Source organism: Microbacterium sp. NPDC089696 (genome assembly GCF_044749125.1).
In the GTDB taxonomy this organism is placed as follows: Bacteria; Actinomycetota; Actinomycetes; order Actinomycetales; family Microbacteriaceae; genus Microbacterium.
Map to the genome: position 1 here is coordinate 847,849 of NZ_JBIVHF010000001.1, position 23,137 is coordinate 870,985.

The 23,137-nt window shown below is 71.0% G+C and carries 17 protein-coding genes; 10 read left to right on the top strand and 7 right to left on the bottom strand.

Going from position 1 to position 23,137, the window contains the following annotated elements:
- Positions 1 to 46 precede the first annotated feature (46 nt).
- Positions 47 to 1,942 carry a glycoside hydrolase family 9 protein gene (locus ACIPY8_RS04020; RefSeq protein ID WP_400815217.1) on the top strand — a complete coding sequence of 632 codons (1,896 nt, stop codon included), beginning with the start codon at positions 47 to 49 and terminating at the stop codon, positions 1,940 to 1,942.
- 9 nt (positions 1,943 to 1,951) lie between these two features.
- Here the strand turns inward: ACIPY8_RS04020 and ACIPY8_RS04025 are convergent, their stop codons facing one another.
- Genes ACIPY8_RS04025 through ACIPY8_RS04035 form a run of 3 tightly spaced genes read right to left on the bottom strand, consistent with a single transcriptional unit; the run spans position 1,952 to position 5,897 of the window.
- Positions 1,952 to 3,169, bottom strand: coding sequence for an acyl-CoA dehydrogenase family protein (locus ACIPY8_RS04025; RefSeq protein ID WP_400815218.1), 1,218 nt, complete (start codon positions 3,167 to 3,169; stop codon positions 1,952 to 1,954).
- Between the two features lie 11 nt (positions 3,170 to 3,180).
- Entirely contained in the window at positions 3,181 to 4,407 is a 1,227-nt protein-coding gene (locus ACIPY8_RS04030; protein ID WP_400815219.1) for an acyl-CoA dehydrogenase family protein, read from the bottom strand.
- Entirely contained in the window at positions 4,404 to 5,897 is a 1,494-nt protein-coding gene (locus tag ACIPY8_RS04035) for an LLM class flavin-dependent oxidoreductase (protein ID WP_400815221.1), read from the bottom strand. The genes ACIPY8_RS04030 and ACIPY8_RS04035 overlap by 4 nt, the downstream gene beginning before the upstream one ends.
- 179 nt (positions 5,898 to 6,076) lie before the next feature.
- Between ACIPY8_RS04035 and ACIPY8_RS04040 the strand changes: the two genes are divergently transcribed.
- From ACIPY8_RS04040 to ACIPY8_RS04065, 6 genes are all read left to right on the top strand, one after another.
- A complete protein-coding gene (locus tag ACIPY8_RS04040; RefSeq protein WP_400815223.1) occupies positions 6,077 to 7,417 on the top strand; it encodes an ABC transporter substrate-binding protein in 1,341 nt (446 codons plus the stop codon).
- Complete coding sequence (locus ACIPY8_RS04045; protein ID WP_400815225.1) at positions 7,410 to 8,333, top strand: carbohydrate ABC transporter permease; 924 nt, start codon at positions 7,410 to 7,412, stop codon at positions 8,331 to 8,333. Before ACIPY8_RS04040 ends, ACIPY8_RS04045 begins: the two co-directional genes overlap by 8 nt.
- Positions 8,326 to 9,144: a carbohydrate ABC transporter permease gene (locus ACIPY8_RS04050; RefSeq protein WP_400815227.1), complete on the top strand. Its 819-nt coding sequence runs from the start codon at positions 8,326 to 8,328 to the stop codon at positions 9,142 to 9,144. The genes ACIPY8_RS04045 and ACIPY8_RS04050 overlap by 8 nt, the downstream gene beginning before the upstream one ends.
- A gap of 168 nt (positions 9,145 to 9,312) precedes the next feature.
- Positions 9,313 to 10,917, top strand: a complete 1,605-nt coding sequence (locus ACIPY8_RS04055; protein ID WP_400815229.1) for a LuxR C-terminal-related transcriptional regulator — start codon at positions 9,313 to 9,315, stop codon at positions 10,915 to 10,917.
- A gap of 186 nt (positions 10,918 to 11,103) precedes the next feature.
- Complete coding sequence (locus tag ACIPY8_RS04060; RefSeq protein ID WP_400815231.1) at positions 11,104 to 16,848, top strand: beta strand repeat-containing protein; 5,745 nt, start codon at positions 11,104 to 11,106, stop codon at positions 16,846 to 16,848.
- 92 nt (positions 16,849 to 16,940) lie between these two features.
- Positions 16,941 to 17,543 carry a hypothetical protein gene (locus tag ACIPY8_RS04065; RefSeq protein ID WP_400815233.1) on the top strand — a complete coding sequence of 201 codons (603 nt, stop codon included), beginning with the start codon at positions 16,941 to 16,943 and terminating at the stop codon, positions 17,541 to 17,543.
- A 10-nt stretch (positions 17,544 to 17,553) separates the two neighbouring features.
- Here ACIPY8_RS04065 and ACIPY8_RS04070 read toward each other — a convergent pair whose 3' ends face one another.
- A complete protein-coding gene (locus ACIPY8_RS04070; protein ID WP_400815236.1) occupies positions 17,554 to 18,498 on the bottom strand; it encodes an SDR family oxidoreductase in 945 nt (314 codons plus the stop codon).
- Positions 18,499 to 18,620: 122 nt separating this feature from the next.
- On the opposite strand from ACIPY8_RS04070, the gene ACIPY8_RS04075 reads away from it, so the two are divergent.
- On the top strand, positions 18,621 to 19,463 hold the full coding sequence (locus tag ACIPY8_RS04075) for a helix-turn-helix transcriptional regulator (protein ID WP_400815238.1): 843 nt from the start codon (positions 18,621 to 18,623) through the stop codon (positions 19,461 to 19,463).
- Positions 19,464 to 19,595: 132 nt separating this feature from the next.
- On the opposite strand, the gene ACIPY8_RS04080 is transcribed toward ACIPY8_RS04075, so the two are convergent.
- On the bottom strand, positions 19,596 to 20,129 hold the full coding sequence (locus ACIPY8_RS04080) for a small multidrug efflux protein (protein ID WP_400815240.1): 534 nt from the start codon (positions 20,127 to 20,129) through the stop codon (positions 19,596 to 19,598).
- Between the two features lie 157 nt (positions 20,130 to 20,286).
- Here ACIPY8_RS04080 and ACIPY8_RS04085 point away from each other — a divergent pair, with 157 nt between their 5' ends.
- Together ACIPY8_RS04085 and ACIPY8_RS04090 are read left to right on the top strand one after the other, a co-directional pair.
- Positions 20,287 to 21,486, top strand: a complete 1,200-nt coding sequence (locus ACIPY8_RS04085; protein ID WP_400815243.1) for a sensor histidine kinase — start codon at positions 20,287 to 20,289, stop codon at positions 21,484 to 21,486.
- On the top strand, positions 21,483 to 22,085 hold the full coding sequence (locus ACIPY8_RS04090; RefSeq protein WP_400815246.1) for a response regulator: 603 nt from the start codon (positions 21,483 to 21,485) through the stop codon (positions 22,083 to 22,085). Before ACIPY8_RS04085 ends, ACIPY8_RS04090 begins: the two co-directional genes overlap by 4 nt.
- Here the strand turns inward: ACIPY8_RS04090 and ACIPY8_RS04095 are convergent.
- Positions 22,082 to 22,774 (bottom strand): cation diffusion facilitator family transporter, encoded by a 693-nt coding sequence (locus tag ACIPY8_RS04095; protein WP_400815248.1) that lies wholly within the window; start codon positions 22,772 to 22,774, stop codon positions 22,082 to 22,084. The genes ACIPY8_RS04090 and ACIPY8_RS04095 overlap by 4 nt on opposite strands.
- The gene (locus ACIPY8_RS04100; RefSeq protein WP_400815250.1) at positions 22,771 to 23,106 is read right to left on the bottom strand and encodes an ArsR/SmtB family transcription factor; all 336 of its coding nucleotides are present in this window, start codon (positions 23,104 to 23,106) and stop codon (positions 22,771 to 22,773) included. Before ACIPY8_RS04100 ends, ACIPY8_RS04095 begins: the two co-directional genes overlap by 4 nt.
- Positions 23,107 to 23,137: the final 31 nt, after the last annotated feature.

Consider the following 23,137-nt stretch of genomic DNA (forward strand, 5'->3'; position numbering starts at 1 on the left):
CGCCCCGATGACCTTCCGAGCGCGGTCGCCGGGGGAGAATCGTCGTATGGCGATGCGACCACGTTTACGTCACTCCCGCGCGATCCCTGCGTTGACGACGGCAGCGCTCCTCGCAGCGCTCGCCGGATGCTCGGCGACCACCGCACCGCAGGACACTCCCTCCGCCCTCGTGCGGGTCGATCAGAACGGGTACGTGCTCGGCGCGGAGAACGTCGCGTTCGCGATGGGCGATGCCGGCTCGCTCGGCGACGCCGGATTCCGGGTGGTCGACCAGGACGGCGCCACAGTCGCGGAAGGCGATCTCGGCGACGATCGAGGTGCCTGGAACGACCGCTTCGACGGAGTGCGTCCGATCGACCTGGGCGAGATCGACGAGCCGGGGACCTACCGGATCGAGCTCACCGGGGGAGTTCGCGGCGAATCCCCCGAGTTCGCCGCCGACGCTGTGGAGAACGTGCTCGGTCCTCCGGCGTCCATGACCCTCGAGTTCTTCCGCGCGCAGCGCGACGGCGCCGACGTGGACCCCGCGGTCATGGACCGCAACCCGTCGCATCTGCTCGACACGGAGGCGAGCGTGTACGAGACCCCGACGTTCGAAGACGGGGGCGCCCTGCTGGTGGGCGACCTGGTCCCGTCCGGGGATCCGCCCCGCGATGTCAGCGGCGGGTGGTTCGATGCGGGTGACTTTCTGAAGTTCACCGGTACGACCGCGTACGCCGCGATCACGATGATGGTCGCCGACCGGGAGGGTGCGGTCTCGTCGGAGGACCTGTCGGCGGAGATCGGATTCGGTCTCGACTGGCTCGACCGCATGTGGGATCCGGCGACCGAGACCCTCGCCCTGCAGGTCGGGATCGGCAGCGGCAACGAGTCCGTGCGCTCCGACCATGACGTGTGGCGGCTGCCGGAGGAGGACGACGTCTCAGCCCCCGAGTCGTCCGACGATCCCGACTGGTTCATCTCCCACCGGCCCGTTTTCCTCGCGGGTGGACCGGGGGAGCCGATCGCGCCGTCCGTCGCGGGCCGGGTCTCCGCGGCCTTCGCGCTCGCCGCGCAGCGAGCCGCGGTGGACGGCGACGCCGAGACGGCGCGGGCATGGTTGACGAAGGCCGCGCGCGTGTACGACCTCGCCGATCGGGATCCCGCGCAGAATGCGACGGCGCTGCCGGCTGAGTTCTATCCCGAGGACTCCTGGCAGGACGACCTCGAGCTCGCCGCGGTGGAGCTCGCTCTCGCGGGCCGCGCCCTCGGGGACGATCGAGCGGAAGCCTGGGCGACGGATGCCGGCGACTGGGCGGCGGCCTACATCGCGTCGGACGTGAAGGGAACGCTCGGCGTCGGCGACGTCAGCGCCGTGGCGCACAGCGACCTCCTCGCGGCGGGCGCTCCGGACCCGGACTCCCTCATCGCGGACCTGCGCCGTCCGCTCGACGATGCCGCAGTGCTCGCCGCGGATGACCCGTTCGGCGCGGGAGTGAGCCAGACCGAGTTCGACGCGGTTCCGTTCGCCTTCGGCCTCGTCGCCACGGCAGCGTATTACGAGCGGGCGACGGGTGACGACGACTATCGGGCGTTCGCCGACCGGCAGAGGGGCTGGCTGTTCGGGGCGAACCCCTGGGGCACGAGCTTCATGATCGGCGTCGGGTCGACGTACCCGCAGTGCCCGGAGCACCAGGTCGCCAACCTCGCGGACGCCGGGGCCCTGCGCGGGGCCGTCGTGAACGGCCCGAACGCCGCCGAGCAGCTGGAGGAGCTCAACGGCTTCGACGACATGGTCCCGTGCGCTGCCGCGCCACCCGGAGGGGCGGAGTGGACCGACTTCGACGGTCAGGGCTCGCGGTACCTCGACGAGGTCGGCGCCTGGCAGACCGTCGAACCGGCGATCGACTTCACGGCCTCCGCGCTGCTGGCCTTCTCGGCATCCCTGTCTCTCGCGAACTGAGGCGGGGCGTCACGTCGAGGGGACCGGCTCCGGCTTCGCCGCCCCGACCGCCCACACGAAGTCGGGGGTGCGGCCGTTGACGGCGTGGTCGCCGAGCTGGCGGGCCTTGAAGATCCACGGGTTGTGCGACGACACCGTGCGGGCGTTGCGCCAGTGCCGGTCGAGCGCGGTGCCGGAGCGCACCGCCGAGGCGCCGAGCGTGTCGAACAGGCGCGAGGCGGCGCGGGGGACGAGATCGGTCAGCACGATCTGGGCGTGGGCCGAGCGCAGTTCCGCCGCGACGACGGCATTCTGCGCCTCCGGCGTGCCGAGGGAGTCGGCCGCGTGCTGCACCTCGCGTGCCACGTCGAGCACGAGAGCCCGGGCGGTCGCGCTGGTCGCCGTGAGCTCTCCGACGATCTGCAGGACCTGCGGGTCGTCGGCGACGCGGTCGGCGCTGCCGTGGCTGTACGCGCGGGTCCGCGCGCGCACCTGCGCGGCGGTGTCGCGCTCGATGGCCGCGGCGATGCCGGCGAGCACCGACAACAGCGTGAGCTGGTACACCGCGGTCTGGAACGGGAAGCGCGCCGTGAAGGGCTCGACGTCGTGCTCCTCGACCGAGGCGTCGTCGAACACGGCCGTACCCGTTCCGGTGAGGGGCTGCCCGAAGCCGTCCCAGTCGTCCGACACGGAGACGCCGTCCTGGCTCCGGCGGATCAGTGCCGTGACGGTCGTGCCGTCGAGGTCGACGGTCGCGTCGATCCACTCCGCGAAGATGCTCCCCGTCGTGTAGAACTTGCGGCCGTCGACGCGCCAGGTGCCGTCGGCTCGGCGCGACACCCGGGTGGCATTGGTTCCTACGGCGGCCGCGCCGTTCTCCGACCAGGCGTTGCCGACGAGCTCGCCGTCCGCGAGACGACGCAGCCAGAGAGAACGACGGTCACCCGGGGGAGAGGCGAGCACGTGCTCGACGTAGGCGATGTGCCCGCGGAAGATCTGCGGCAGGTTGGAGTCCGCGGCGGCGAGCTCGATCAGCAGCTCGGCGAACGACGGCCACTCGAGGCCGTCGCCGCCGTGCTCCACGGGGAGGCGGAGCCGACCGAAGCCCGCGGCGCGCAGAGCCTCGACCTCGGCGAACGGCAGCGAGCGGCTCTGCTCGCGCGCGACCGTCCCCTCGCCGATCTCCGCGAACAGCGGACGCAGGCGCTCGCGCGCGAGGGCCAGGCGTTCCTTCTGCGTGTCTGACATGTCGACGCCTCTCAGGTGTATAGCGAGATCGGCTGCAGCTCGCCGTTCAGCGTCCACGCGCCGACCTCGAGCTTTTTGTAGTCGACCGGATCGTGCAGCGTGTGCGTGCGCACGTTGCGCCAGAACAGGTCGAGGCCGACGTCCGACTTCGCCGAGCTGGAGCCGGTCACCTCGAAGATGCGATCGGCGACCTCGATGCCCACCTCTGTCGACACGACCTTGAGCTTCGCGATCTCGATCGCCAGCTCGCCGCGGTGCTCGGCGGTCAGGGTGCCGCCCTCGTCGACGACCTCGTCGAAGAACCGGCCGGCGCGGTCCGCCAGGGCTTCGACGGCGGCGATGCGCGACGCGAACTCGCCGACGACGCGCTGCACGAACGGGTCGTTGCGGTAGGAGTCGGCCTGGCTGAGGAACCAGGCGCGCGGTCGCGCCCGGGTGATGTCGAGACCTCGGGCGAGAGCGCCCTCCGCGATGCCGAGGTAGAGGTTGCCGAACGCGAGCTGGATGCCCGGGGTGATGAGCGTCGAGTACGGCTCGTCGCCGAGTTCGCCGAGCACGTCGGACGCCTCGACCCGCACGTTCTCGAACCGGACGGATCCGCTCGCCGAGAGGCGCTGCCCGAGTGCATCCCAGTCGCCGAGGTAGCGGATGCCCTCGCGGTCGTGGTCGAGCACGACGAGCTGCGCCGTGCCGTCGAGGTCTCCGCCGCGCACCGCCGCGGCCGCCAGAACGACGTCGCCCGCCGACGCCCCGGTCGAGAAGCGCTTGAGGCCGGTGAGCCGGTACCCGTCGCCGTCCGCCGTGAGCTCGAGGTCGGGGTCGGTCGGATTCACGGAGTCACCCCAGACCCAGCGACCCTGGATCGTGCGGCGGTGCCAGTCGTCCTGCACGGACGGATCCGCGGCGAAGCCGATGTTGCCGGAGTTGATGTAGTGGTACGCCAGCACCTGCGCGATCGACGCGTCGGTGCGCGACAGGATGCGGATGACGAGGAAGGCGGTCTCCCAGTGCGCGCCTCCGCCCCCGAGCTCGGCCGGCTGCAGGAGGTTCACGAGCCCGGTGTCCCGCAGCAGGTCGAGCTCGGTCGTCGGATCCTGGTTCGCCCGGTCGCGCTGCAGCGCGTCGCGGCCGAGCTCCTCGGCCACGCGCTCGGCGACGGCGCGCCAGTGCGCGCGCTCCGCCGCGTCGGCCGTTCCGCTCCAGCGGCTGCGCGTCGTGGTGTCTGCGGTGACGCTCATCGGGCGCCCTCCTTCTCGGTGATGTCGGTCGTGATGTCGGTGAGTGCGTCGAGCTCGGCGTCGGGGTCGGAATCCGCCAGCGGGCCCCCGAGCGTGCCGTCGAGGGCGCTGGGTCCGCCGACGTAGGCGCCGCGGTACCGGTGGGCGGGATGCCAGTCGGCGATCACGGGGGAGCCGTCGCCCGTGAGGCGACCCCGCAGCGTCCCCTCGGGGTATTCGTCCCAGACCCGCCCGCGGCGCTGGAGCTCCGGGATGAGATGCTCCACGATGTCCTCGAAGGATCCAGGGGTCACGACATAGGCGATGTTGAAGCCGTCGACACCGCCGACCTCGACCCAGCGCTCCAGCTCGTCGGCGACGGTCTCGGGGCTGCCCACGATCACGGGGCCGATGCCGCCGATCCCGACGTAGTGGGCGATGTCGCGCGGCGTCCACTTCCGCTCGGGATCCGCCTTCGTGAAGATCGAGAGCGCGGACCGCGCGGCATCCGTGTCGACGTACTCGAGGGGCACGTCGGGATCGAACTGGGAGAGATCGAGTCCCGACCAGCCGCCGTACAGCGCGAGCGCGCCCTCGAGCGAGACGTGGCGCCGGTAGTCGTCGAGCTTGGCCTGCGCCTCCTCGTCGGTCGGCGCGACGACGACCGTGACGAGCGTGAGGATCCGCACCGAGTCGCGGGGGCGGCCGAGCGCTTCAGCACGGTCTCGGATGTCGTCCGTGAGCGGACGCGTGATCTCCGGACGCAGCCCGTTGATGAAGATCGCCTCGCCGTGCGTCGCGGCGAACTGGCGGCCGCGCGGCGACGCTCCGGCCTGGAACATCACGGGGGTGCGCTGCGGGCTCGGCTCTGCCAGATGGATGCCGGGGACGCGGTAGTGCCGCCCCTCGTGGCCGATCGGGTGCACGCGCGCCGGATCGGTGAAGACCCCGGACTCACGATCGCGCCGCACGGCGTCGTCCTCCCACGACCCCTCCCACAGCTTGTACGTCACGTCGAGGAACTCCTCGGCGATCTCGTAGCGGTCGTCGTGGCCGATCTGGGCGTCGAGCCCGAGGTTGCGGGCCGCGGAGTCGAGGTAGCTCGTGACGACGTTCCAGCCGACGCGGCCGCGCGTGAAATGATCGAGGGTCGAGAAGCGGCGCGCGAGCGCGTAGGGCTGCTCGTACGTGGTCGCGACGGTGACGCCGAAGCCGAGGTGCTCGGTCGCGTGGGCCATGGCCGAGATCTGCACGACCGGGTCGCCCAGCGGCACCTGCGCGGCGTCGCCGAGCGCGGCTGCGGCCGAGTCGCGGTACACGTCGTAGGTGCCCAGCACATCGGCGATGAAGACGGCGTCGAACCGTCCGCGCTCGAGGGTCTTCGCGAGATCGACCCAGTAGTCGAGGTCGTGGTAGCGATCCGCCTGGTTGTCGGGATGCCGCCAGAGCCCGGGGGCCTGGTGCGTGACGCACGTCATGTCGAAGGCGTTCAGGATGATGCGGTCGGGCACGGTGCTCCTCTGACGGGTGGACTCGCGGCGACCCTAGCCATCGGAGCCACCGCGCCACCGGGTCGATGACGCATTCGGTCGCGGTGCGTCGAACTGTTACGCGTGGCGCGCGACGGAGCGCATCCGGCTCCTAGCGTGAGCGCCGATCCGCTTCCCCACCCGACTCCTGAGGAGCATCCATGTCCCTTCTTCCGAGCCGCCGCGTTCGCCGCATCCTGCTCGGCGCCGCCGGTGTGACGGCGGCGTCGATCGCCATCGCCGGCTGCGCGGCCCAGGCCCCGCAGTCCGGAGCGTCCGGCGAGGACGGCGACTTCTCGGGTCAGACGCTCAACGCGCTCCTCATCACCTCGCACGAGGGGGCAGGGAACTGGCTCAAGGAGCACTTCGAGGAGGAGACCGGCGCCGAGGTGAACCTCACGATCGTGCCGTACGACGAGATCGGCTCGACGCTCGCGCTCGACCAGCAGTCCGGCGCGAACACGTTCGACGTCGCGGCGCCCTGGTACGTGTCGATCGGCGATCTCGCCGAGGGAGGCTCGATCCAGGACCTCACGGACTGGATCGACGAGACCCCCTCTCTCGAGACCGACGACTTCATCCCCTCGATCAACGACCCGTACACGCTCGTGGGCGACCGCCGCTACGGGCTGCCGTTCGACGGCGACACGCACGTGCTGTTCTACAACACCGAGATCCTCGAGCGGAACGGCATCACCGAGCCGCCCGCCACGTGGGACGAGTACCTCGCCGACGTGAAGACGATCACCGAGAACGAGGGCGACCAGGGCGTCTACGGCTCGGCGATCTTCGGACAGAAGTCGCCGCTCATCCTCGGCGCGGCCTTCGCGAACCGCCTCGCCGGCTTCGGCGGCGAGTTCGTGGACGAGGACGGGAAGCCCACCATCAACTCGCCCGAAGCGGTCGCCGCCGCACAGGCGCTGGTGGATGCCGTGCCCTACGCCTTCCCGACCCCGGCCGAGACCGACTTCGGCGTCGGCAACGGCGCCTGGTACGACGGCAAGGTCGGCTTCATCGAGAACTGGACCGACCTCGGCGTCGGGTCCGAGACCAACCCCGACTCGAAGGTCGCGGGCAAGTGGGGCGTGACGACGCTGCCGGTCGGCGGCGACAACACCGAAGCGCGGGCATCGCTCGTCGCGGGCTTCACCTGGGTCATCGCCGCGAACACCCAGAAGACCGACCTCGCCAAGGCCTTCATCGAGTACGCCGCGTCGAGCGACGTGAACTCCGAGCTCATCGTCGCCGACCCGCAGACCGGCATCGACCCGAACCGCGAGTCGTCGCTCGAGAGCACCGCCTACGGCGAGACCTACCCGGATCTGCAGCGCGTCAACCGCACGACGCTGAGCGGCTCCCTCGCCTGGCCGACCGGCGAGAACGCCTCCCAGGCCGCGCAGATCCTCACCGACGAGTTGGCCAAGCTCATCGCAGGAGACGGCGGCACGGCACAGGAGACTCTCGACCGCGTGCAAGCCGAATGGGAAGACATCCTTGGCTGACGCCTCAGCCGCGCGCATCCGCCTCGCCCGCCCGTCCGGCTCCGTGCCGCGACGGGCGGGTCGGCGCGCGTCGCCGGCGGCGCGGGTCTTCACGGTGCCGACGATCCTGTCGATCATCGTGCTCGGGGTCTACCCGCTGCTGTTCATCCTCACGGCGGCCTTCACGGACTCGACGCTCGGACGCCCGTTCCAGGAGTGGGTCGGCACCGCGAACCTCGAGAGCGTGCTCGCCGACGGCGACGTCGTGGCGTCGTTCGCCCGCACCGTGTTCTACGCGCTCGGCGTCGCGGTCGCGAGCACGATCCTCGGTGTGGCGATCGCGGCGGCTCTGGAGAGGGCGACGCGCTCGGGCGCGGTCGTCCGGACCCTGCTCCTCCTGCCGCTCATCACGCCGCCCGTCGTGGTCGGCACGCTGTGGAAGCTCGTGTTCAACCCCGGCGGCGGGCTGCTGGCGACGCTGCTGCCCGGAGTCTCCCTCGCCCCGCTGTCGACGACGGCGTGGGCACTCCCGGCGATCGGCCTGGCGGACGTGTGGCAGTGGACGCCGCTCATCGTGATCCTCGTCTACGCCGCGCTGCTCACGCAGGACCCGGCCGTCCGCGAAGCCGCGGCCCTCGACGGCGCGCACGGGATCGGGCTGTTCCGGCACATCACGTGGCCCGCGATCGCCGGCACCGTGGTCGCGGCGTTCTTCATCCGTCTCGTGATCGCGCTCAAGGTGTTCGACCTCGTGTTCGTGATGACCTCTGGCGGCCCGGGGCAGTCCTCCACCACCACGACCTACCTCATCCAGCAGGTGGCGTTGAAGGAGTTCGACATCGGCCGCGCCTCGGCCATCACCATCGTCTTCGCCCTCATCGTCACGGCGGTGACCCTCGTGGTGGCCGCCCTCGCCCGGAAGGCCCGTCATGAGTGAGCGTCGCGTCCGCGCCCGGCCCGTCGCGAGCACGGCGCTGCTCGTCGCGCTCGCCGTCACGCTCGTGCCGCTCGCGTACCTGTTCTCCGTGTCGCTCATGGGGCGCGACGAGACGGTCGCCGGCGTGCTCTGGAGCGCCGACCCGCACTGGTCGAACTGGGGCGACGTCATCGCGACCGACATCCCGCGCTCGATCCTCAACTCGATGCTGGCTGCCGTCGGCGGGGCGGTGCTCTCCCTGGCGCTCGCCGTGCCTGGGGCCTGGGCGATCGTGCGCCACCGGACGGGAGGTCGCACGCTGTCGGCGACCCTCATGAGTCCCTGGCTGCTTCCGCCGATCGTCGCGGTCGTCCCGCTGCTCACCCTGCTCCGAGTCGTCGGCCTCAACAACACGCTCGTCGGGCTCACGCTCGTGTACGCGCTCGTGAACGTGCCGGTGGCGGTCTGGCTGCTCGAGGGGTTCATCCGCCGACTGCCGGTCGAGATCGAGGAGGCCGCGAGGATCGACGGCGCGGGATCGGTCCGGATGCTGTGGTCGGTCGTCGTGCCGCTGCTGCTGCCGAGTCTCGTGGCGATCGGGATCATCGTGGCGATCCTCAACTACAACGAGTTCCTCCTGGCGACGTTCCTCACGCAGAGCGTCGACTCGCAGACGTTCCCGGTCGCGCTCTCGCTCTTCTACGGGGACCGCACGCCGCACTTCGGAAAGATCGCCGCCGCGTCGTTCCTCGGCGTCATCCCCGTGTTCGCCGCGGCGGTGTTCTTCCAGCGGTGGCTCGTCGGAGGGCTGACGGCCGGCGCCGTGCGCTGAGCGCTCCGTGCCGACCCGGAAGGAATCGACGGGCGCGCGGAGACACCACCGCACGGCTCTAGGATGTGGATTGTCCGCCGTCACCGCACTGCGGATGCAGGTCGGAGGCGGGCCGGGGAGCATCGCGCGAGTCCTGACGTCCCTCTCGATCGCTGCCGTGGAGGCCTCATGAGCGATGCGCCCGCCGTTCCCGTGAGCGCTCCGTCGCTCGACGCTCTCGACCGCGCCGTCGCGGCCCAGGACTGGGCGGCGGCCACGGATGCGGTGCGCGCGGGGTGGTTCGAGCTCGTGACGCCCGAAGTGCGCGATCGTACGCATGCGCTTCTGGACCGCGTCCCCGCTGCCGCGATGCGCCGTGAGCCCCTGCTCGCGATGGAGTTCGGCATCCTGCTCAACCAGACGCGGTTCCAGCGCCTGCGGGCGCTGCGCTACTTCGTGATGGCCGTGCGAGCCGCGCGCTCGTCGCGGAGCACCGATCTGCGGCTCGCCGACCGCTTCCTCATCCGCGCGTCCGAGTCCGCCGCGTTGCGGCTGCTCGGGCGCACGGGACTCTCGGTGAGCGCGGCTCGGGGCGCGATGGAGCTGGCGCATGCCCTCGACGACGACGACCGTGCCGAGATCACGGAACTGCCGCGCATCTTCGCCGTGCTCGGAATGTCGTTCCACTACGGAGGGCATCCCGATGAGGCGGTGCACGCGGCCGAACTGGGACTCGCCGAGGCGTCGCCGACCCCGCCCTCGAGCGGCATGAGTCCTCTCGCCCTGCTGTGCGGCGTGCACACCCTGCGCGGAGACCTTCCGACCGCCCGTGAGCACCTCGAGTACGCCCGCTCCGGGCCGTGGACGGATCGGCAGCGAAACGGGTACTCGGGCGTCTTCTATCGGGTGGCGGAGGCGATCGTCGCGCTCGAGCGCTTCGATCCGGATGCGGCGCGAGAGCAGATCGAGCAGCTCTGGGCGATGACGGTCGGCCGGCATTCGAACGAGCACTGGACGACGATCGTCGAGACGCAGGCTCTCATCGAGATCATGGCGGGGCATCCCGGCCGGGGTCTCGCCGTGATCGACGACATGGTCGCGCTGCGTGGGGGAGAGGGGTCGCAGCGCGCCCGCGCGCGACTCGCGCGCATCCGCAGCCTGCTGCAGCTGGCCCTCGGCAACCCCGACGGCGCGAGCGCGGTGCTGGCGCGGGATGCTCCCGAGGCCGTCACCGCCCACATCGAGCGGGCGCGCATCGCCCTCTCCCTCGGCCAGACCGGCACGGCGCTGAGCGAATTGCGGGCGGTCGACGCCCTGCATCCGTCGACCAGGCAGACGGCCGAGGCGGCGGCGATCGACGCGGCCGTGCTGCTCCGTCTGTCGCCGACGCCGCGGCGCGACGGAGTGGTACAGCGACTGGGCTCGCTGCTCGACCGCTCGGGGCAGCGTCTCGCTCTGGCTCTGCTGCCGCCGTCCGACCTCGACCGCGTCGTGGCCGCACTGGAAGAGGGCGGCTTCGTGCACGTCGTCGAGGACGTGCCGATACGCTCGCTCCTGCGCGATGTCGAGCCGGGCGGTCTGCTCAGCCGCCGAGAGCTCGCGGTGCTCGAACAGCTGCAGCGCACGGGGTCGATCGCGGAGATCGCCGCCGTGCTCGTCGTGTCGTCGAACACGGTGAAGTCGCAGATCCGCAGCATCTACCGCAAGCTCGGGGTGTCGAGCCGCGAGGACGCGATCGCCGTCACGATCGAGCTGCACCTGCTGGCGGCGGCCGTCGAGGACGCCGCGGGGTGATCGCAGAGTGAGAGCCGGCGGACGCGCCATCTCGTTGAACTGAAGAATCTCCTCGTTATCGAGCCGAAACCTCTCAGGGTGAACCCGGGGTGAAAACCGATATCCCGATGTTCTGCCGTCGATAGTGTTTCGCCGGGGGAGGCCGCGCATCCGCGTCTCCAGGCAGCATCGAGAGGGGATACGGCCGTGGCCGCATCAGGTATCAGCCGCGTCCGGCGGCAGCGACGCACGGCACGCGATCTGTCCGTCGACGGCATCCGTCGCCGCACCGGCTGGGTGGGGATGCTCGCCGTTCTGCTCGTCGCGGCCTCGACGCTCACGGCGACCCCCGCGATGGCGGCGGAGACGAGCATCACCCTGACCCCGGGCACCGTGACCGCGGCATCGGGCGCGGCCACGACGTTCACGGTCGGCATCAGCTGCAGCACCGACGGCGGCTGCACCGATGCGAAGGTGACGATCCCCACGACCGCGGTCACCGGGACCCCCGGCGTCACGGACGTGGGCTCGTGGTTCGGCACGAGCACGTGCCCCGACCTCACGCGCAGCGTGAGCGCCGGTCAGGTCGTCTACAGCTTCACGAGCACCCTCCCCACCGGGTCGCGTCAGTGCACGTTCCCGGTCACCCCGCCGAACTACAAACTGGCGGACAACACCGTGGCGACGCTCACCGCGACTCTCACGAGCTCGAACTCCGACACGAGCTCAGCCGCGCCGGTCACCTACACCGTCACGGCCAGCCGCAGCGCGAGCGTCACGAACCAGGCGCAGGCGACGGTCATCGTCGGTCAGCCCTTCACGTACACGATGCAGTTCCTGTGCGGCGGCAGCACGGGCAGCGTCGGAACGTCGGCGATCAGCATGACGTCGACCCTTCCGGCCGGCTTCGAGTACCAGTCGCACTCGATCAACCGGGCCGTCACCGGAACCGTCGCGTACGACGAGGCGACGCGCCGGCTCACCTACTCCGACCCGACCGGCGGCTCCTGCGCCGGCCTCGTGTCCGGCAACCCGGCGAACACGTTCAGCATCGTGGTCACCGGCACGGCGGCGACGAACGGCGTCCCCAGTCCCGCCGGCACGCAGGTCTGCAACTCCTACTCGGCATCCTGGACCTACCTCGACGGAGTCGCAGGATCGGGCACGACGACGCCGGCCTGCGCTCGCGTGATCGACGTCACCACCGCCAGCTCGAAGGCCGCGGTCAGCTCCTCCACGCTCAGCAACGTCGGCCAGTACGCGGCAGCCGACGGCGGAGCGCGCGCGCCGGCCTACGTGTACGCGGGCGACTGGGACGGATCCGGCAGCACGGCCTCCTACGAGATCCTGGCGTACACGTCGCCCACGCAGACCGCGAACGCCGGACTCTCATACGCTTTCACCGACCCGATGCCGTGCCTGGACAACGGCTCGAACAACAACTTCACATCGAACGCCGTCGGCACGTACTGCCAGAACCCCGGTTTCATCCCCACCCTCGTCACGACGACGGGGTGGACGCCCACGTCCGCCGAGCTGCTGACGCTGGTCTACACCGACGGGACCACCGCGACCGTGCCGTACACGGCCAACAGGGGCTGGGTCGTCCCGACGACGCGCGCCGTGGCCGAGATCCGCACGCAGCCGGTCGCCGCCCAGGGATCGAACAGCCCGAGCGTGACGGTACGGCTCAAGGTCGCCGGGTACGCCGCAGAAGGAGTCCCGGCCCCCGCCGTGCTCACCAACCGCGCGAGCGTCACGCCCTACCTCTCCAGCGATCTCACGACGCCCATCTCCGCTCCGACGCAGCCCGCAGCCCGCCTCCAGGTCGAGCTGCCCCCGGCGAACGGCGGGAACATCGTCCTCCCCGCCCTTGCGACCACCTCGGGTCCGAGCATGTGCGTGGCGAACACGTGGCTCGTCAGCGGCAACACCCAGACGCGCATCGAGTTCGCCACGGCCCCTGCGGGCGCGGTGTACATCGACTACCTCGCACCCGCGGGCACGGCCTCCGTCGCCCCGGCGACCTCGGCGTTCCTCTTCACCCCGACGAACACGACCGGTGCCGCACTCCCGTCCTACACCTCACCGGTCGTGACCCCGACCACGATCCAGGACTACAACGGCACCGGACGCACGCTCGTGCGCTGGGTCATCCCCGCGGGCGTCGTGCAGTCCGAAGGACTGTACACGGTGCGGACCGCGTCCGCCCTGGCCGTGCTGACCTATGAAGCCGGTTGCGTCGGCACGTACACCGCCGACATCACGATCGGTCTCGGCACCCCGATCTCCAAGTGCTACTCCGCCACCGGTGTGACGAGCACGACCATCGTGTCGAACCCGCCCCTCCAGCCCTTCGGGACCGCCGGACTGCGTGACAACGGCAGCCCCGTCGCGAACAACTACTGCGGGTGGTCGAGCAGCCGGACCGTCGTGAACGACACCGCGGCCTTCGTGGTCGACAAGACCGTGCAGGGGAATCTCGATCCCACCGCGATCGGCGGCGGCGGCACCGGTCACGTGAGCGCGGACGGCGGTGCGGCGACGTACGTGGTCACCTTCAAGAACAACGGCCAGAGCGTGCTGAAGAACCCGGTGATGTACGACCTGCTGCCCCGTGTCGGCGACACGCGTGCCTCGTCGACCGCACCGCGCAACTCCGCCTACGCCGTCGCGCTCACGAGCGTCGCGGCTCTTCCGGCGAACGTGACCCTCGCGTACTCCCGAGCGCTCAACCCCTGCCGCCCGGAGGTCCTCGCGTCCAACGCCGGCTGCGTGAACGACTGGTCCACGACCGCTCCCGCCTCGCTCGCGACGGTCACCGCGCTGAAGTTCGTCTACACCGGGAGCATCGCGCCCGCGGCATCCTTCGCCGCCACGTACGCGGTCTCGACCCCCGCGACCGCAGCGGGCGGCACGGCATGGAACAGCATCGGCACGAGCGTCACCGCAGGTGACACCCTCATGTCCGCAGCCGAGTCCTCGCTGACGGGTCTGCAGGCGCAGAGTGCGCAGCCGGCGATCACGAAGACCGCCGACCGCACCACGGTGGATGCCGTGGGGCAGATCGTGAACTACACGTTCACCGTGACCAACAACACGGCGGTCGCGCTGACGAACGTCCGCGTCGCCGACGCCCTCGTGAACTCGGCGGCGTCCAGCGTCGCACCGACACCGGTGTGCGTCGCGCGATCGACTCCGGCGGCCGCCTGCTCGGGAGGGTCCACCACGCTCGCGGCCGGCCAGTCGGCGACCTTCACCGCGTCGTACACCACGACCCAGGCCGATCTCGACCACGGCTCGGTGTCCGACCAGGCGACCGCCACCGCGACGCCGCCGACCGGTCCCGCGCTCAGCAACAGCACCGGCATCGTGACGGTCACGGCCACGCAGAACGGCGCTCTCGCGCTGGCGAAGGAGGCCGCTCCGACGACCGTGGACTCCGTGGGCGACGTGATCGACTACACGTTCACGGTGACGAACACGGGCAACGTGACCCTGCGCACCCTGTCGATCGCGGAGACCGCGTTCTCGGGGTCAGGGTCGCTCTCGGCGATCACCTGCCCGACGGGCGCACTCGCCCCCGGGGCATCCGCGGAGTGCACCGCGACCTACCCGGTGACGCAGGCCGACCTCACCGCCGGCTCGGTGTCGAACACCGCGACCGCGTCCGCGGTCACGCCCGCGAACGCACCGGTGACCTCGGCGGCCTCCACCGCCACGGTGGACGTCGACCAGATCGCCGCGCTCGACCTCGTCAAGTCCGCGACGCCCTCGGGAGCAACGGCCTACAACGCCGGTCAGCTGATCACGTATTCGTTCGTCGTGACGAACACCGGCAACGTCCCGGTGACGGGCATCAGTGTCGACGAGGTCTCCTTCACGGGTTCCGACCCGCTGTCGGCGATCGACTGCCCGACCGACGAGCTGGCACCCGCTGCACAGTTCACCTGCACGGCGACGTACACGCTCACCCAGGCCGACGTCGACGCCGCCTCCCTGACGAACACCGCCGTCGCGAACGGCACCGGCCCGGCCGGACCCGTCGCCTCGGAGGAGTCGTCGGTGCGCACGCCGCAGATCGCGGCCTCGAACCTCACGCTCACGAAGACGGCGAGCACGTCGTTCGTGAACGCCGCGGGAGAGACCGTGACCTACACGTTCGCGGTGCGGAATCTCGGCAACGTCACCGTGCACGACGTCGCGATCGTCGAGACCGGGTTCGAGGGCACCGGCGCCGCGCCGGTCGCCGACTGCTCGACCACGACTCTCGCGCCCGGTCAGCAGGTGCTCTGCACGGCGGACTACACCGTGACGCAGGCCGACATGGACAACGGCGGCTTCGACAACACCGCGCAGGCCACGGCGCTCGACACCGCGGACGCGGACGTCGAGTCGTCCGAGTCGACCGCGACCGTCACGGCCACTGCCGCGCCGGGTCTCTCGGTGGTGAAGACCGCCGACGCCGAGTCGTACGCCGCGGTCGGCGACGAGGTGGAGTACTCCTTCCTCGTGGCCAACACGGGCAACGTGACCCTCACCGGAGTGACGGCCACCGAGCGCCTGTTCACCGGAAGCGGACCGATCAGCGCGATCGACTGCCCCGCCGACGAGCTGGCTCCCGCGGCGCAGATCACGTGCACCGCCACGTACGTGGTCACACAGGCCGACCTCGATCGCGGCAGCATCGCCAACACGGGTGCCGCCACGGGCGAGTCCCCGGCGGATGCGACCGTGCTCGCGACGCCGTCGACCGTGACCATCGCGGCCGTGCAGGCCCCGGTGCTCGAGCTCGAGAAGACCGCGACCCCGGACGAGGCCGACGAGGCGGGCGCCGAGATCGTCTACTCGTTCCACGTCGTCAACGCGGGCAACGTCACGCTCACCGGGCTCGAGATCGCCGAGACGGCGTTCACCGGCACCGGGGCGCTCATCGCCCCGGACTGCGGCCTGACGCTCGCGCCGGGCGACGAGGTCGATTGCGAGGTCTCGTACGTGCTGACGCAGGCCGATGTGGATGCCGGTGAGATCTCGAACACGGCCGTCGCGACGGCATCCGTCGGAAGCACCCCGGTGTCGTCCGCGGACTCGGTCGCACTCGTGACCGTGGACCGGCAGCCCGCGCTGGCTCTCGTGAAGTCGGCGGACGCCGCCGATCCCGAGGACATCGTCGCCGGGGACGTGATCACCTACTCGTTCGTGATCACGAACACGGGCAACGTCACGGTCACCGACCCGGCGGTCGTCGAAGGCGACTTCACCGGGACCGGCACCCTGGGGGAGGTCTCCTGCGAGAACGACGACCCGCTCGCTCCGCAGGCGCAGCTGATCTGCGTGCTCGAGTACTCGGTGACACAGGAGGACGTGGACGCCGGCGAGCTCTCGAACACCGCGACCGCGACCGGTCTGGGCCCGCTCGGAACGGACGCACCCGTGTCGCCGGCGTCGACGGCGGCTCTCCCGGCACCCGCGAATCCGGCGCTCACGCTGACGAAGACGACCGATGTGACGAAGGTCGGCGCGGTCGGGCAGCTCGTCGGCTACACCTTCACGATCACCAACACCGGCAACACGACGGCACGCGACGTGACGGTGAGCGAGGACGCGTTCTCGGGTCACGGGTCCGACCTCGTGGTCGACTGCCCGTCGATCGAGTCGCTGCTCCCAGGGCAGGTCACGGTGTGCGCGGCCACCTACACGGTCGTGGCGGCCGATCTGACCGGTGACGCACTGGTGAACACCGCGAGCGCGCGCAGCACCGCGCCGGACGGCTCCGTGGTGGCGTCCGCACCGTCGACCGCGCGGATCGCCGACGTCGCCGACACCGAAGGCCCGGACCTGGCGGTCACGGGCGGCACGATCGCGTGGGGTCTGGCAGTCCTCGCAGTCGGTCTGCTGGGCGCCGGCGGACTGCTGCTGGTGATGCGCCGCCGTCGGCAGCATCAGGGCTGACCCGGAACCGGTCCTGACGACAGGAGGCCCCCGATGACCTCGGGGGCCTCCTGCGTGCGGAGGCGGGCCGCGACGAACCGTAATATCGGTACATGACCCACTCCGCGGACGCGGCCTCTCCCCGTCACGGAGCATCCACCACCACGGCGTACCTGCAGGTCGCGGCCTTCGCCGCCGTGCAGGGCGTGATCGTGATCGGCCTCGCGCCCTTCACCCCGCACGTCGCCGCGTGGTTCCCGCCCGCATACGCTCTCGTCGCCTCCCTTCAGACGCTCCTGATCTTCACGGCGCGCCGCTTCACCGGCATCCGGTGGGGCGCGACGCTCACGGCAGGGCTCACGGCCCTCGTGTGCGGTCCGTTCACGGCGATCGGCTGGCTCCTCGCGGTGCCCCTGCTGGCGGCCGGGACGTTGTTCGACCTGGCGATGGCCGTCGCGGAGCGTCGAGTCTGGTCGCCCCGTACCGACAGCCTGGTGGCGGGTGCCGTCGTCGGAGCCGCGCTGTTCGCGGTATCGCTGCCCGTGATGTCGCTCGACCACCTCGGACCCGCGATCGTCGGCGCGACACTGCTCGCCCGCGTCGTCGCATCGTGGGCGGGGGCGTTCCTGTCGGCCCGTCTCGTCACCAGGCTCGAGCGGATGGGCGTGACCCGCAGGCGCCGGCCGGTCTCGACCGCACCTCTCGTCGACGCCTGATCCCCGCGCCTCAGCCGCGCGGGTACACGACCCCGGTGAGCTGCTCCGAGATCTCCCACACACGATGCGCCTCCTGCTCGCTCCGCAGCCGCGAGTACAGGCGCTGCTCGGCCGGCGCGCCGCCGAGGTGGCCCGGGCCCCCCGGTCCGTAGAAACCGCCGCGTCGCGATGCCGGAGAGGTCGCGGCGTACAGTGCCGGCAGCGCAGCGGTGTCCGGGGTGCCGAACAGCAGTCCCCGGGCCGACCCCCAGCGGATGAACCGGACACCGAGCGTGTCCTGCGCACGCCCGAGCTCGGGTCGCGCGGCCAGCAGGCTCGTGGGTGCCACGCCCGGATGCGAGAGCATGCTCGTGATCCCCCAGCCGAGGGCGGCGCTGCGGCGGTCCAGCTCGAGCCCGAACAGGCCGAACGCGATCTTCGACTGGCTGTACGAGTCCATCGCGCGGTAGGACCGCTCGGCGTTCAGGTCGTCCCAGCGGATCGACCGCTCGTTCGCGGCGACGCTGACCTGGGAGACGACACGTGCGCGTCCGTCGCGCAGCACCGGAAGCAGATGCCCGACGAGGGCGAAGTGCCCCAGGTGGTTGGTGCCGAACTGCAGCTCGAACCCGTCGGCGGTGGTCTGACGCTCCGGCGGCGTCATGACCCCGGCGTTGTTGATCAGGAGATGCACCGGCGCCCCCTCCGAGCTCAACGCGTCGCCGAAGGCGGCGATCGAGTCGAGCGACGAGAGGTCCATGGGCAGCGTGCGGACGGCCGCAGCCGGAGCCTCGGCGCGGATCGACTGCGCCGCGGCATCCCCCTTGGCAGGATTCCGGACCGGCAGGATCACCTCCGCCCCGGCGCGAGCGAGTCGCGCGGCGATGCGCAGCCCGATGCCGTCGCTCCCACCGGTCACGATCGCGCGGCGACCGGCGAGGGAGGGGATGTCGATGTCGATGGTGCGGCGTGCCATGGTGTGCTCCTCGGTGTCGTCGTCCACTCTCGCGCCGCGGCGCCGCGGTATCCAGGACATGACGATCAGTGGATGCCGTCGCCGCGCCGTGTCAGGATCGAGCAGACGCTCCAGGGGGACACATGCCGATCGACCGCGACGGACTCGCCGAGTTCCTGCGCCACCGCCGCGAGGTGCTGCAGCCGGAGGATGTGGGGCTGCCTCGAGGCAGCCGTCGCCGCACGGTCGGGCTCCGTCGCGAGGAGGTGGCGGCGCTCAGCCACATGTCGCCGGACTATCTCGCCCGGCTCGAGAGGGGCAGTGGGCCGCAGCCGTCCGAGCAGATGCTGTCGTCGATCGCGCAGGGGCTGCACCTCTCTCTCCAGGAGCGCGATCACCTGTTCCGTCTCGCCGGGCACCGAGTGCCGCAGGGCGGAGCGGGCACCGAGCACATCAGCCCGGGCATGCTGCGGATCCTCGACAGGCTCGAGGACACTCCCGCCGAGATCGTGACCGAGTTGGGGGAGACGCTGCGGCAGACGCCGCTCGGTGCCGCGCTCACGGGAGACACCGTCTCGATCACGGGACCGGAGCGCAGTCTCGGGTTCCGTTGGTTCACGGATGCCGGCACACGGGCGCTGTATCACCCCGACGATCACGACTTCCTCGAGCGGCTTTGGGCCTCGGGACTACGCGAACTCGTCTCGCTGCGCGGCCCGCGGTCGCGGGCAGCCGACTACTGCCGGATCTTGCTCGAGCGGAGCACGCAGTTCCGGGCCGTGTGGGAGCGGCAGGAGGTCGGCGTCCGCCCCCGAGAGGCGAAGCGCTTCCTGCATCCGGACCTCGGCGAGATCGAGCTCGCCTGCCAGACGCTCGTCGACCCGGTGCAGTCCCACCTGCTGCTCGTCTACACGGCCGTGCCGGGCACCGAGAGCCACGAGAAGCTGCAGCTCCTGTCGACGCTCGCGCCCCGCACCGCACGCTGAGGTCCGCTCCGGACGCTCGGATCGCAGTTCGTGCCGGGGACGGTTGCGCCCCATGAGTTCTGGTCGCAGTCGGTGCCGTCGGAAAAGGAGTCCGACGGCACCAACTGCGACGGGAACGGCTGCGGTGCGGGGTCAGTGGATGACCGACACCGCGCCGCTGATGATCAGAGTGATCGCCGTCGTCCAGAGGACGATCGCGGCGGCCTGCCAGATGAGCACGCGGCCCTTGCCGACGCCCGAGGCGGCGAGCATGGTCGCGGTGAAGTGCGTCGGGAGGAGCAGCGGGCCGAGCAGGCTCACTCCCGGTACGCCGTATCGCTCGAACGCGCGCTGGAACTTCGCCCGGCGTGCGGAGCCGCGGTCGGTCTCGACATCCGTGTCTGCGAGCGAGCCGCCTCCGGCCGCGACCGCCTCGCGGCTGCGCGTGCGGTCGACGATCGCCTTGCGGGCGCCGGCACCGGCGATCACGAGGATCGCCACGCAGAGGAAGTTGCCCGCCATCGCGGCGATGGCCGCGACGACCGGGTGGATGCCGCCGATGATGCCGATGGCCGCCGCGCCCTCGCCCTCGATGAAGGGGATCGCGCCGGCGAGGGCGACGATGAGCGGCTGCACGAGCTCGGGGACCTGCGCGACGAGGTTCTGGAACGTCTCGACGAGGTTCATGGGACTGTCTCCTGACGGGTGGGGGAGCGGACTCTCCGCCCCGATGACCTCAGTCCATTGCGGATGCCCGGCACGCGGCAGTGTCGGGACGTCACCGGTTGTCGGGCGCTTCACCCGCCGCACCCGTGACATGTGTCACGCCCCTATCGTGGGAGGAATGAGCAGCCCCTCCGCCGTCGGCGGTCCCCTCGGCGATCCGCCGCCCGGAGCGCGTGCGCTCGCCCGCGGCATCACAGCCACCTGGTGGTACACGGTGTCGGCGGTCGTCTTCATCGAGGTGTTCCTGGTCTTCGCGTGGGCTCTCCGTGCGCTCGCGACCCCCGTCGATCCGGTCGCGATGCTCGTGGTCGGCATCGGCGGCATCATCTGGCTGCTGTCGACCACGGTGCTGCTGTCGGCCTACCGGCACCGCGTCGAGAACGGACCCGGCTTCCCGTGGGCGCGCATCGCCGTGCCGCTGCTCGTCGCCGTCGCCTACGGCGTCGCTGCCGGACTCGCGGCGAACAGCTGGCTCTTCGGGGTGATGCCCCTAGCCCAATCGGTGGTGCTGCTCAACTGGCAGCGGGGCGTTCGGGTGCGCGTCGTCGGGCTCGTCACTCTGGTGATGGTCGGCTTCGCGTTCATCGACGGCGCGCGCGGCGCGATGGCCGGCGGCTTCCCCGACTGGCTGCCCTCGCTGTACGCGATCCTCATCCCCGCGATGTCGGTGTCGTCGCTGTGGTGGTGGGACGTGCTGGTGACCCTCGATCGGGCGCGTGCCTCGGAGGCGCGGCTCGCGGCGACCCAGGAACGGCTGCGGGTGGCGACCGACGTGCACGATCTGCAGGGGCATCACCTTCAGGTCATCGCGCTCCAGCTCGAGCTCGCCGAGCGACTGATGACGCGGGATCCGGACGCCGGACTCGAGCAGCTGCGCGCCGCGCGCGGCAGCGTCGATGAGGCGCGTCAGGGCACCCGCGACCTCGCGACCCGGTTCCGATCCGTGCCGCTCGGAGACGAGGTCGCCAACGCGCGCGACCTGCTGAGCGCGGCGGGTCTCCAGGTCGAGGCCGACATCGCCCCGGATGCCGATGAGGCACCGGCATCCGCCCTGGGGCCGGTGATCCGCGAGACCACGACGAACGTGCTGCGGCACGGCGCCGGAGTCCGGGCCCGTCTCGCACTGAAGAGGGAAGCCGGCGCCTGGCGCTACGAGGTGTGGAACGACGTCGATCCGGATGCGGAGCGCGAGGCCGTCGGATCGGGGCTCGACGGAGTGCGGCGACGTATCGCCGAGGCCGGAGGCACGATCGAGGTGCAGGACGAGGGAGAGGACTTCGCGGTGATCGTGACGGTGCCGGCGGAGGACCCCCGATGATCCGCGTACTGCTCGCCGACGACGAAGGCATGATCCGCTCGGCGCTGGCCGCGCTGCTGCGGCTCGAGGGCGACATCGAGGTCGTCGCCGAGTGCGAGGACGGCGAGCAGGCGGTCGCGGAGGCGCTGCGCCTGGAGCCGGACGTGTGCCTGCTCGACCTGGAGATGCCCGGACTCGACGGCGTCGAGGTCGCGCAGCGGCTGCATCGGGTGATCGCGACGCGCTGCGTGGTGGTCACGCGGCATGCTCGGCCCGGCGTGCTGCGTCGGGCGCTCGCGTCGGGGGTCTCGGGGTTCCTGCCCAAGTCGCGGGGCGCCGACGAGGTCGCCGACGTGATCCGCCGCGTGGCCGCCGGTGGTCGCTACGTCGATCCGGAGATCGCGGCCGACGCCCTGAGCGACGAGCGCTCCCCGCTCACCGACCGTGAGCTCGACGTGCTGCGGGCGGGACGCCGCGGCGAGACGACCGGACAGATCGCGCGCACGCTGTCGCTGGCACCGGGCACGGTGCGCAACCACGTCTCGGCCGTGCTGACGAAGCTGTCGGTCGCCACCCGGCAGCAGGCGGTGCTGCTCGCGGAGGAACGCGGCTGGATCTAGCGTCGGTCGTGGTCGTGGTCGTGGTCGTGGTCGCGGTCGTGGTCGTGGTCGTGGTCGTCCTCGAAGATCATGCCGACCGACGTCGCGCACGCGTCGCCCTTCCAGGCCTCGATGCCCTCGCGCACCGCGAAGACGGCGATCACGAGTCCGGCGACCGCATCGGCCCACCACCAGCCGAGCAGGCTGTTGAGGACGAGTCCGGCGAGGACCGCGGCCGACAGGTAGGTGCAGATCAGCGTCTGCTTCGAGTCGGCGACGGCGGTCGCGGATCCGATCTCGCGCCCTGCTCGTCGCTCGGCGAGCGACAGGAACGGCATGACGACCACACTGATCGCGGTGAGCACGATCCCGACGCTGCTGTGCTCCGGGCGCTCGCCGCCCATCAGCGAGAGCGACGAGGATGCGGTGACGTATGCGGCCAACGCGAAGAACGCGACAGCGATCACGCGCAGTGCGGGCTTCTCCCAGCGCTCGGGGTCGCGGCGCGTGAACTGCCAGGCGACCGCCGCGGCCGAGAGCACCTCGATGGTCGAATCGAGGCCGAACCCGATCAGCGCGGTGGAGGAGGCCACCGAGCCGGCGGCGATCGCGATGACGGCCTCGACCACGTTGTAGCCGATCGTGACGGCGACGATCAGACGGATGCGGCGGTGCAGGGTCGCGCGCCGTGCTTCGGTGACCACGGTCATCGGCAGGAGCACCCCTCGCCCGCGCAGCAGTCCGGTTCGACGATCAGCGTCACGCGGAGAAGCTCCTCGAGAGCGGGCGCGAGGTGCGGATCGGCGAGTCGGTAGCGGCTGCGGCGACCGTCGGGCACGCTCTCGACGAAGCCGCATCCGCGCAGGCATGCGAGGTGGTTCGACATGACCTGCCGCGAGACGCCGAGGTCGTCGGCGAGGTCCGACGGATAAGCGCTGTCGTCGCGCAGGGCGAGGAGGATCGCGGCCCTCGTCGGGTCGGACAGCGCGTGTCCGAGTCGGGCGACGGCGGCGGTGTGCGTGAGGGAGGCGGTGAGGGTCACGCGCTTAACAGTACAGAAATCCCTGAATTAA

Excerpts from the sequence above, each read along its gene's own strand:
- ACIPY8_RS04020 (WP_400815217.1), top strand. The coding sequence starts at position 47 with ATGGCGATGCGACCACGTTTACGTCACTCCCGCGCGATCCCTGCGTTG.
- ACIPY8_RS04040 (WP_400815223.1), top strand. The coding sequence starts at position 6,077 with ATGTCCCTTCTTCCGAGCCGCCGCGTTCGCCGCATCCTGCTCGGCGCC.
- ACIPY8_RS04075 (WP_400815238.1), top strand. The coding sequence starts at position 18,621 with ATGCCGATCGACCGCGACGGACTCGCCGAGTTCCTGCGCCACCGCCGC.
- ACIPY8_RS04030 (WP_400815219.1), bottom strand. The coding sequence starts at position 4,407 with ATGAGCGTCACCGCAGACACCACGACGCGCAGCCGCTGGAGCGGAACG.
- ACIPY8_RS04085 (WP_400815243.1), top strand. The coding sequence starts at position 20,287 with ATGAGCAGCCCCTCCGCCGTCGGCGGTCCCCTCGGCGATCCGCCGCCC.
- ACIPY8_RS04070 (WP_400815236.1), bottom strand. The coding sequence starts at position 18,498 with ATGGCACGCCGCACCATCGACATCGACATCCCCTCCCTCGCCGGTCGC.
- ACIPY8_RS04095 (WP_400815248.1), bottom strand. The coding sequence starts at position 22,774 with ATGACCGTGGTCACCGAAGCACGGCGCGCGACCCTGCACCGCCGCATC.
- ACIPY8_RS04080 (WP_400815240.1), bottom strand. The coding sequence starts at position 20,129 with ATGAACCTCGTCGAGACGTTCCAGAACCTCGTCGCGCAGGTCCCCGAG.
- ACIPY8_RS04065 (WP_400815233.1), top strand. The coding sequence starts at position 16,941 with ATGACCCACTCCGCGGACGCGGCCTCTCCCCGTCACGGAGCATCCACC.
- ACIPY8_RS04050 (WP_400815227.1), top strand. The coding sequence starts at position 8,326 with ATGAGTGAGCGTCGCGTCCGCGCCCGGCCCGTCGCGAGCACGGCGCTG.
- ACIPY8_RS04055 (WP_400815229.1), top strand. The coding sequence starts at position 9,313 with ATGAGCGATGCGCCCGCCGTTCCCGTGAGCGCTCCGTCGCTCGACGCT.
- ACIPY8_RS04090 (WP_400815246.1), top strand. The coding sequence starts at position 21,483 with ATGATCCGCGTACTGCTCGCCGACGACGAAGGCATGATCCGCTCGGCG.
- ACIPY8_RS04025 (WP_400815218.1), bottom strand. The coding sequence starts at position 3,169 with ATGTCAGACACGCAGAAGGAACGCCTGGCCCTCGCGCGCGAGCGCCTG.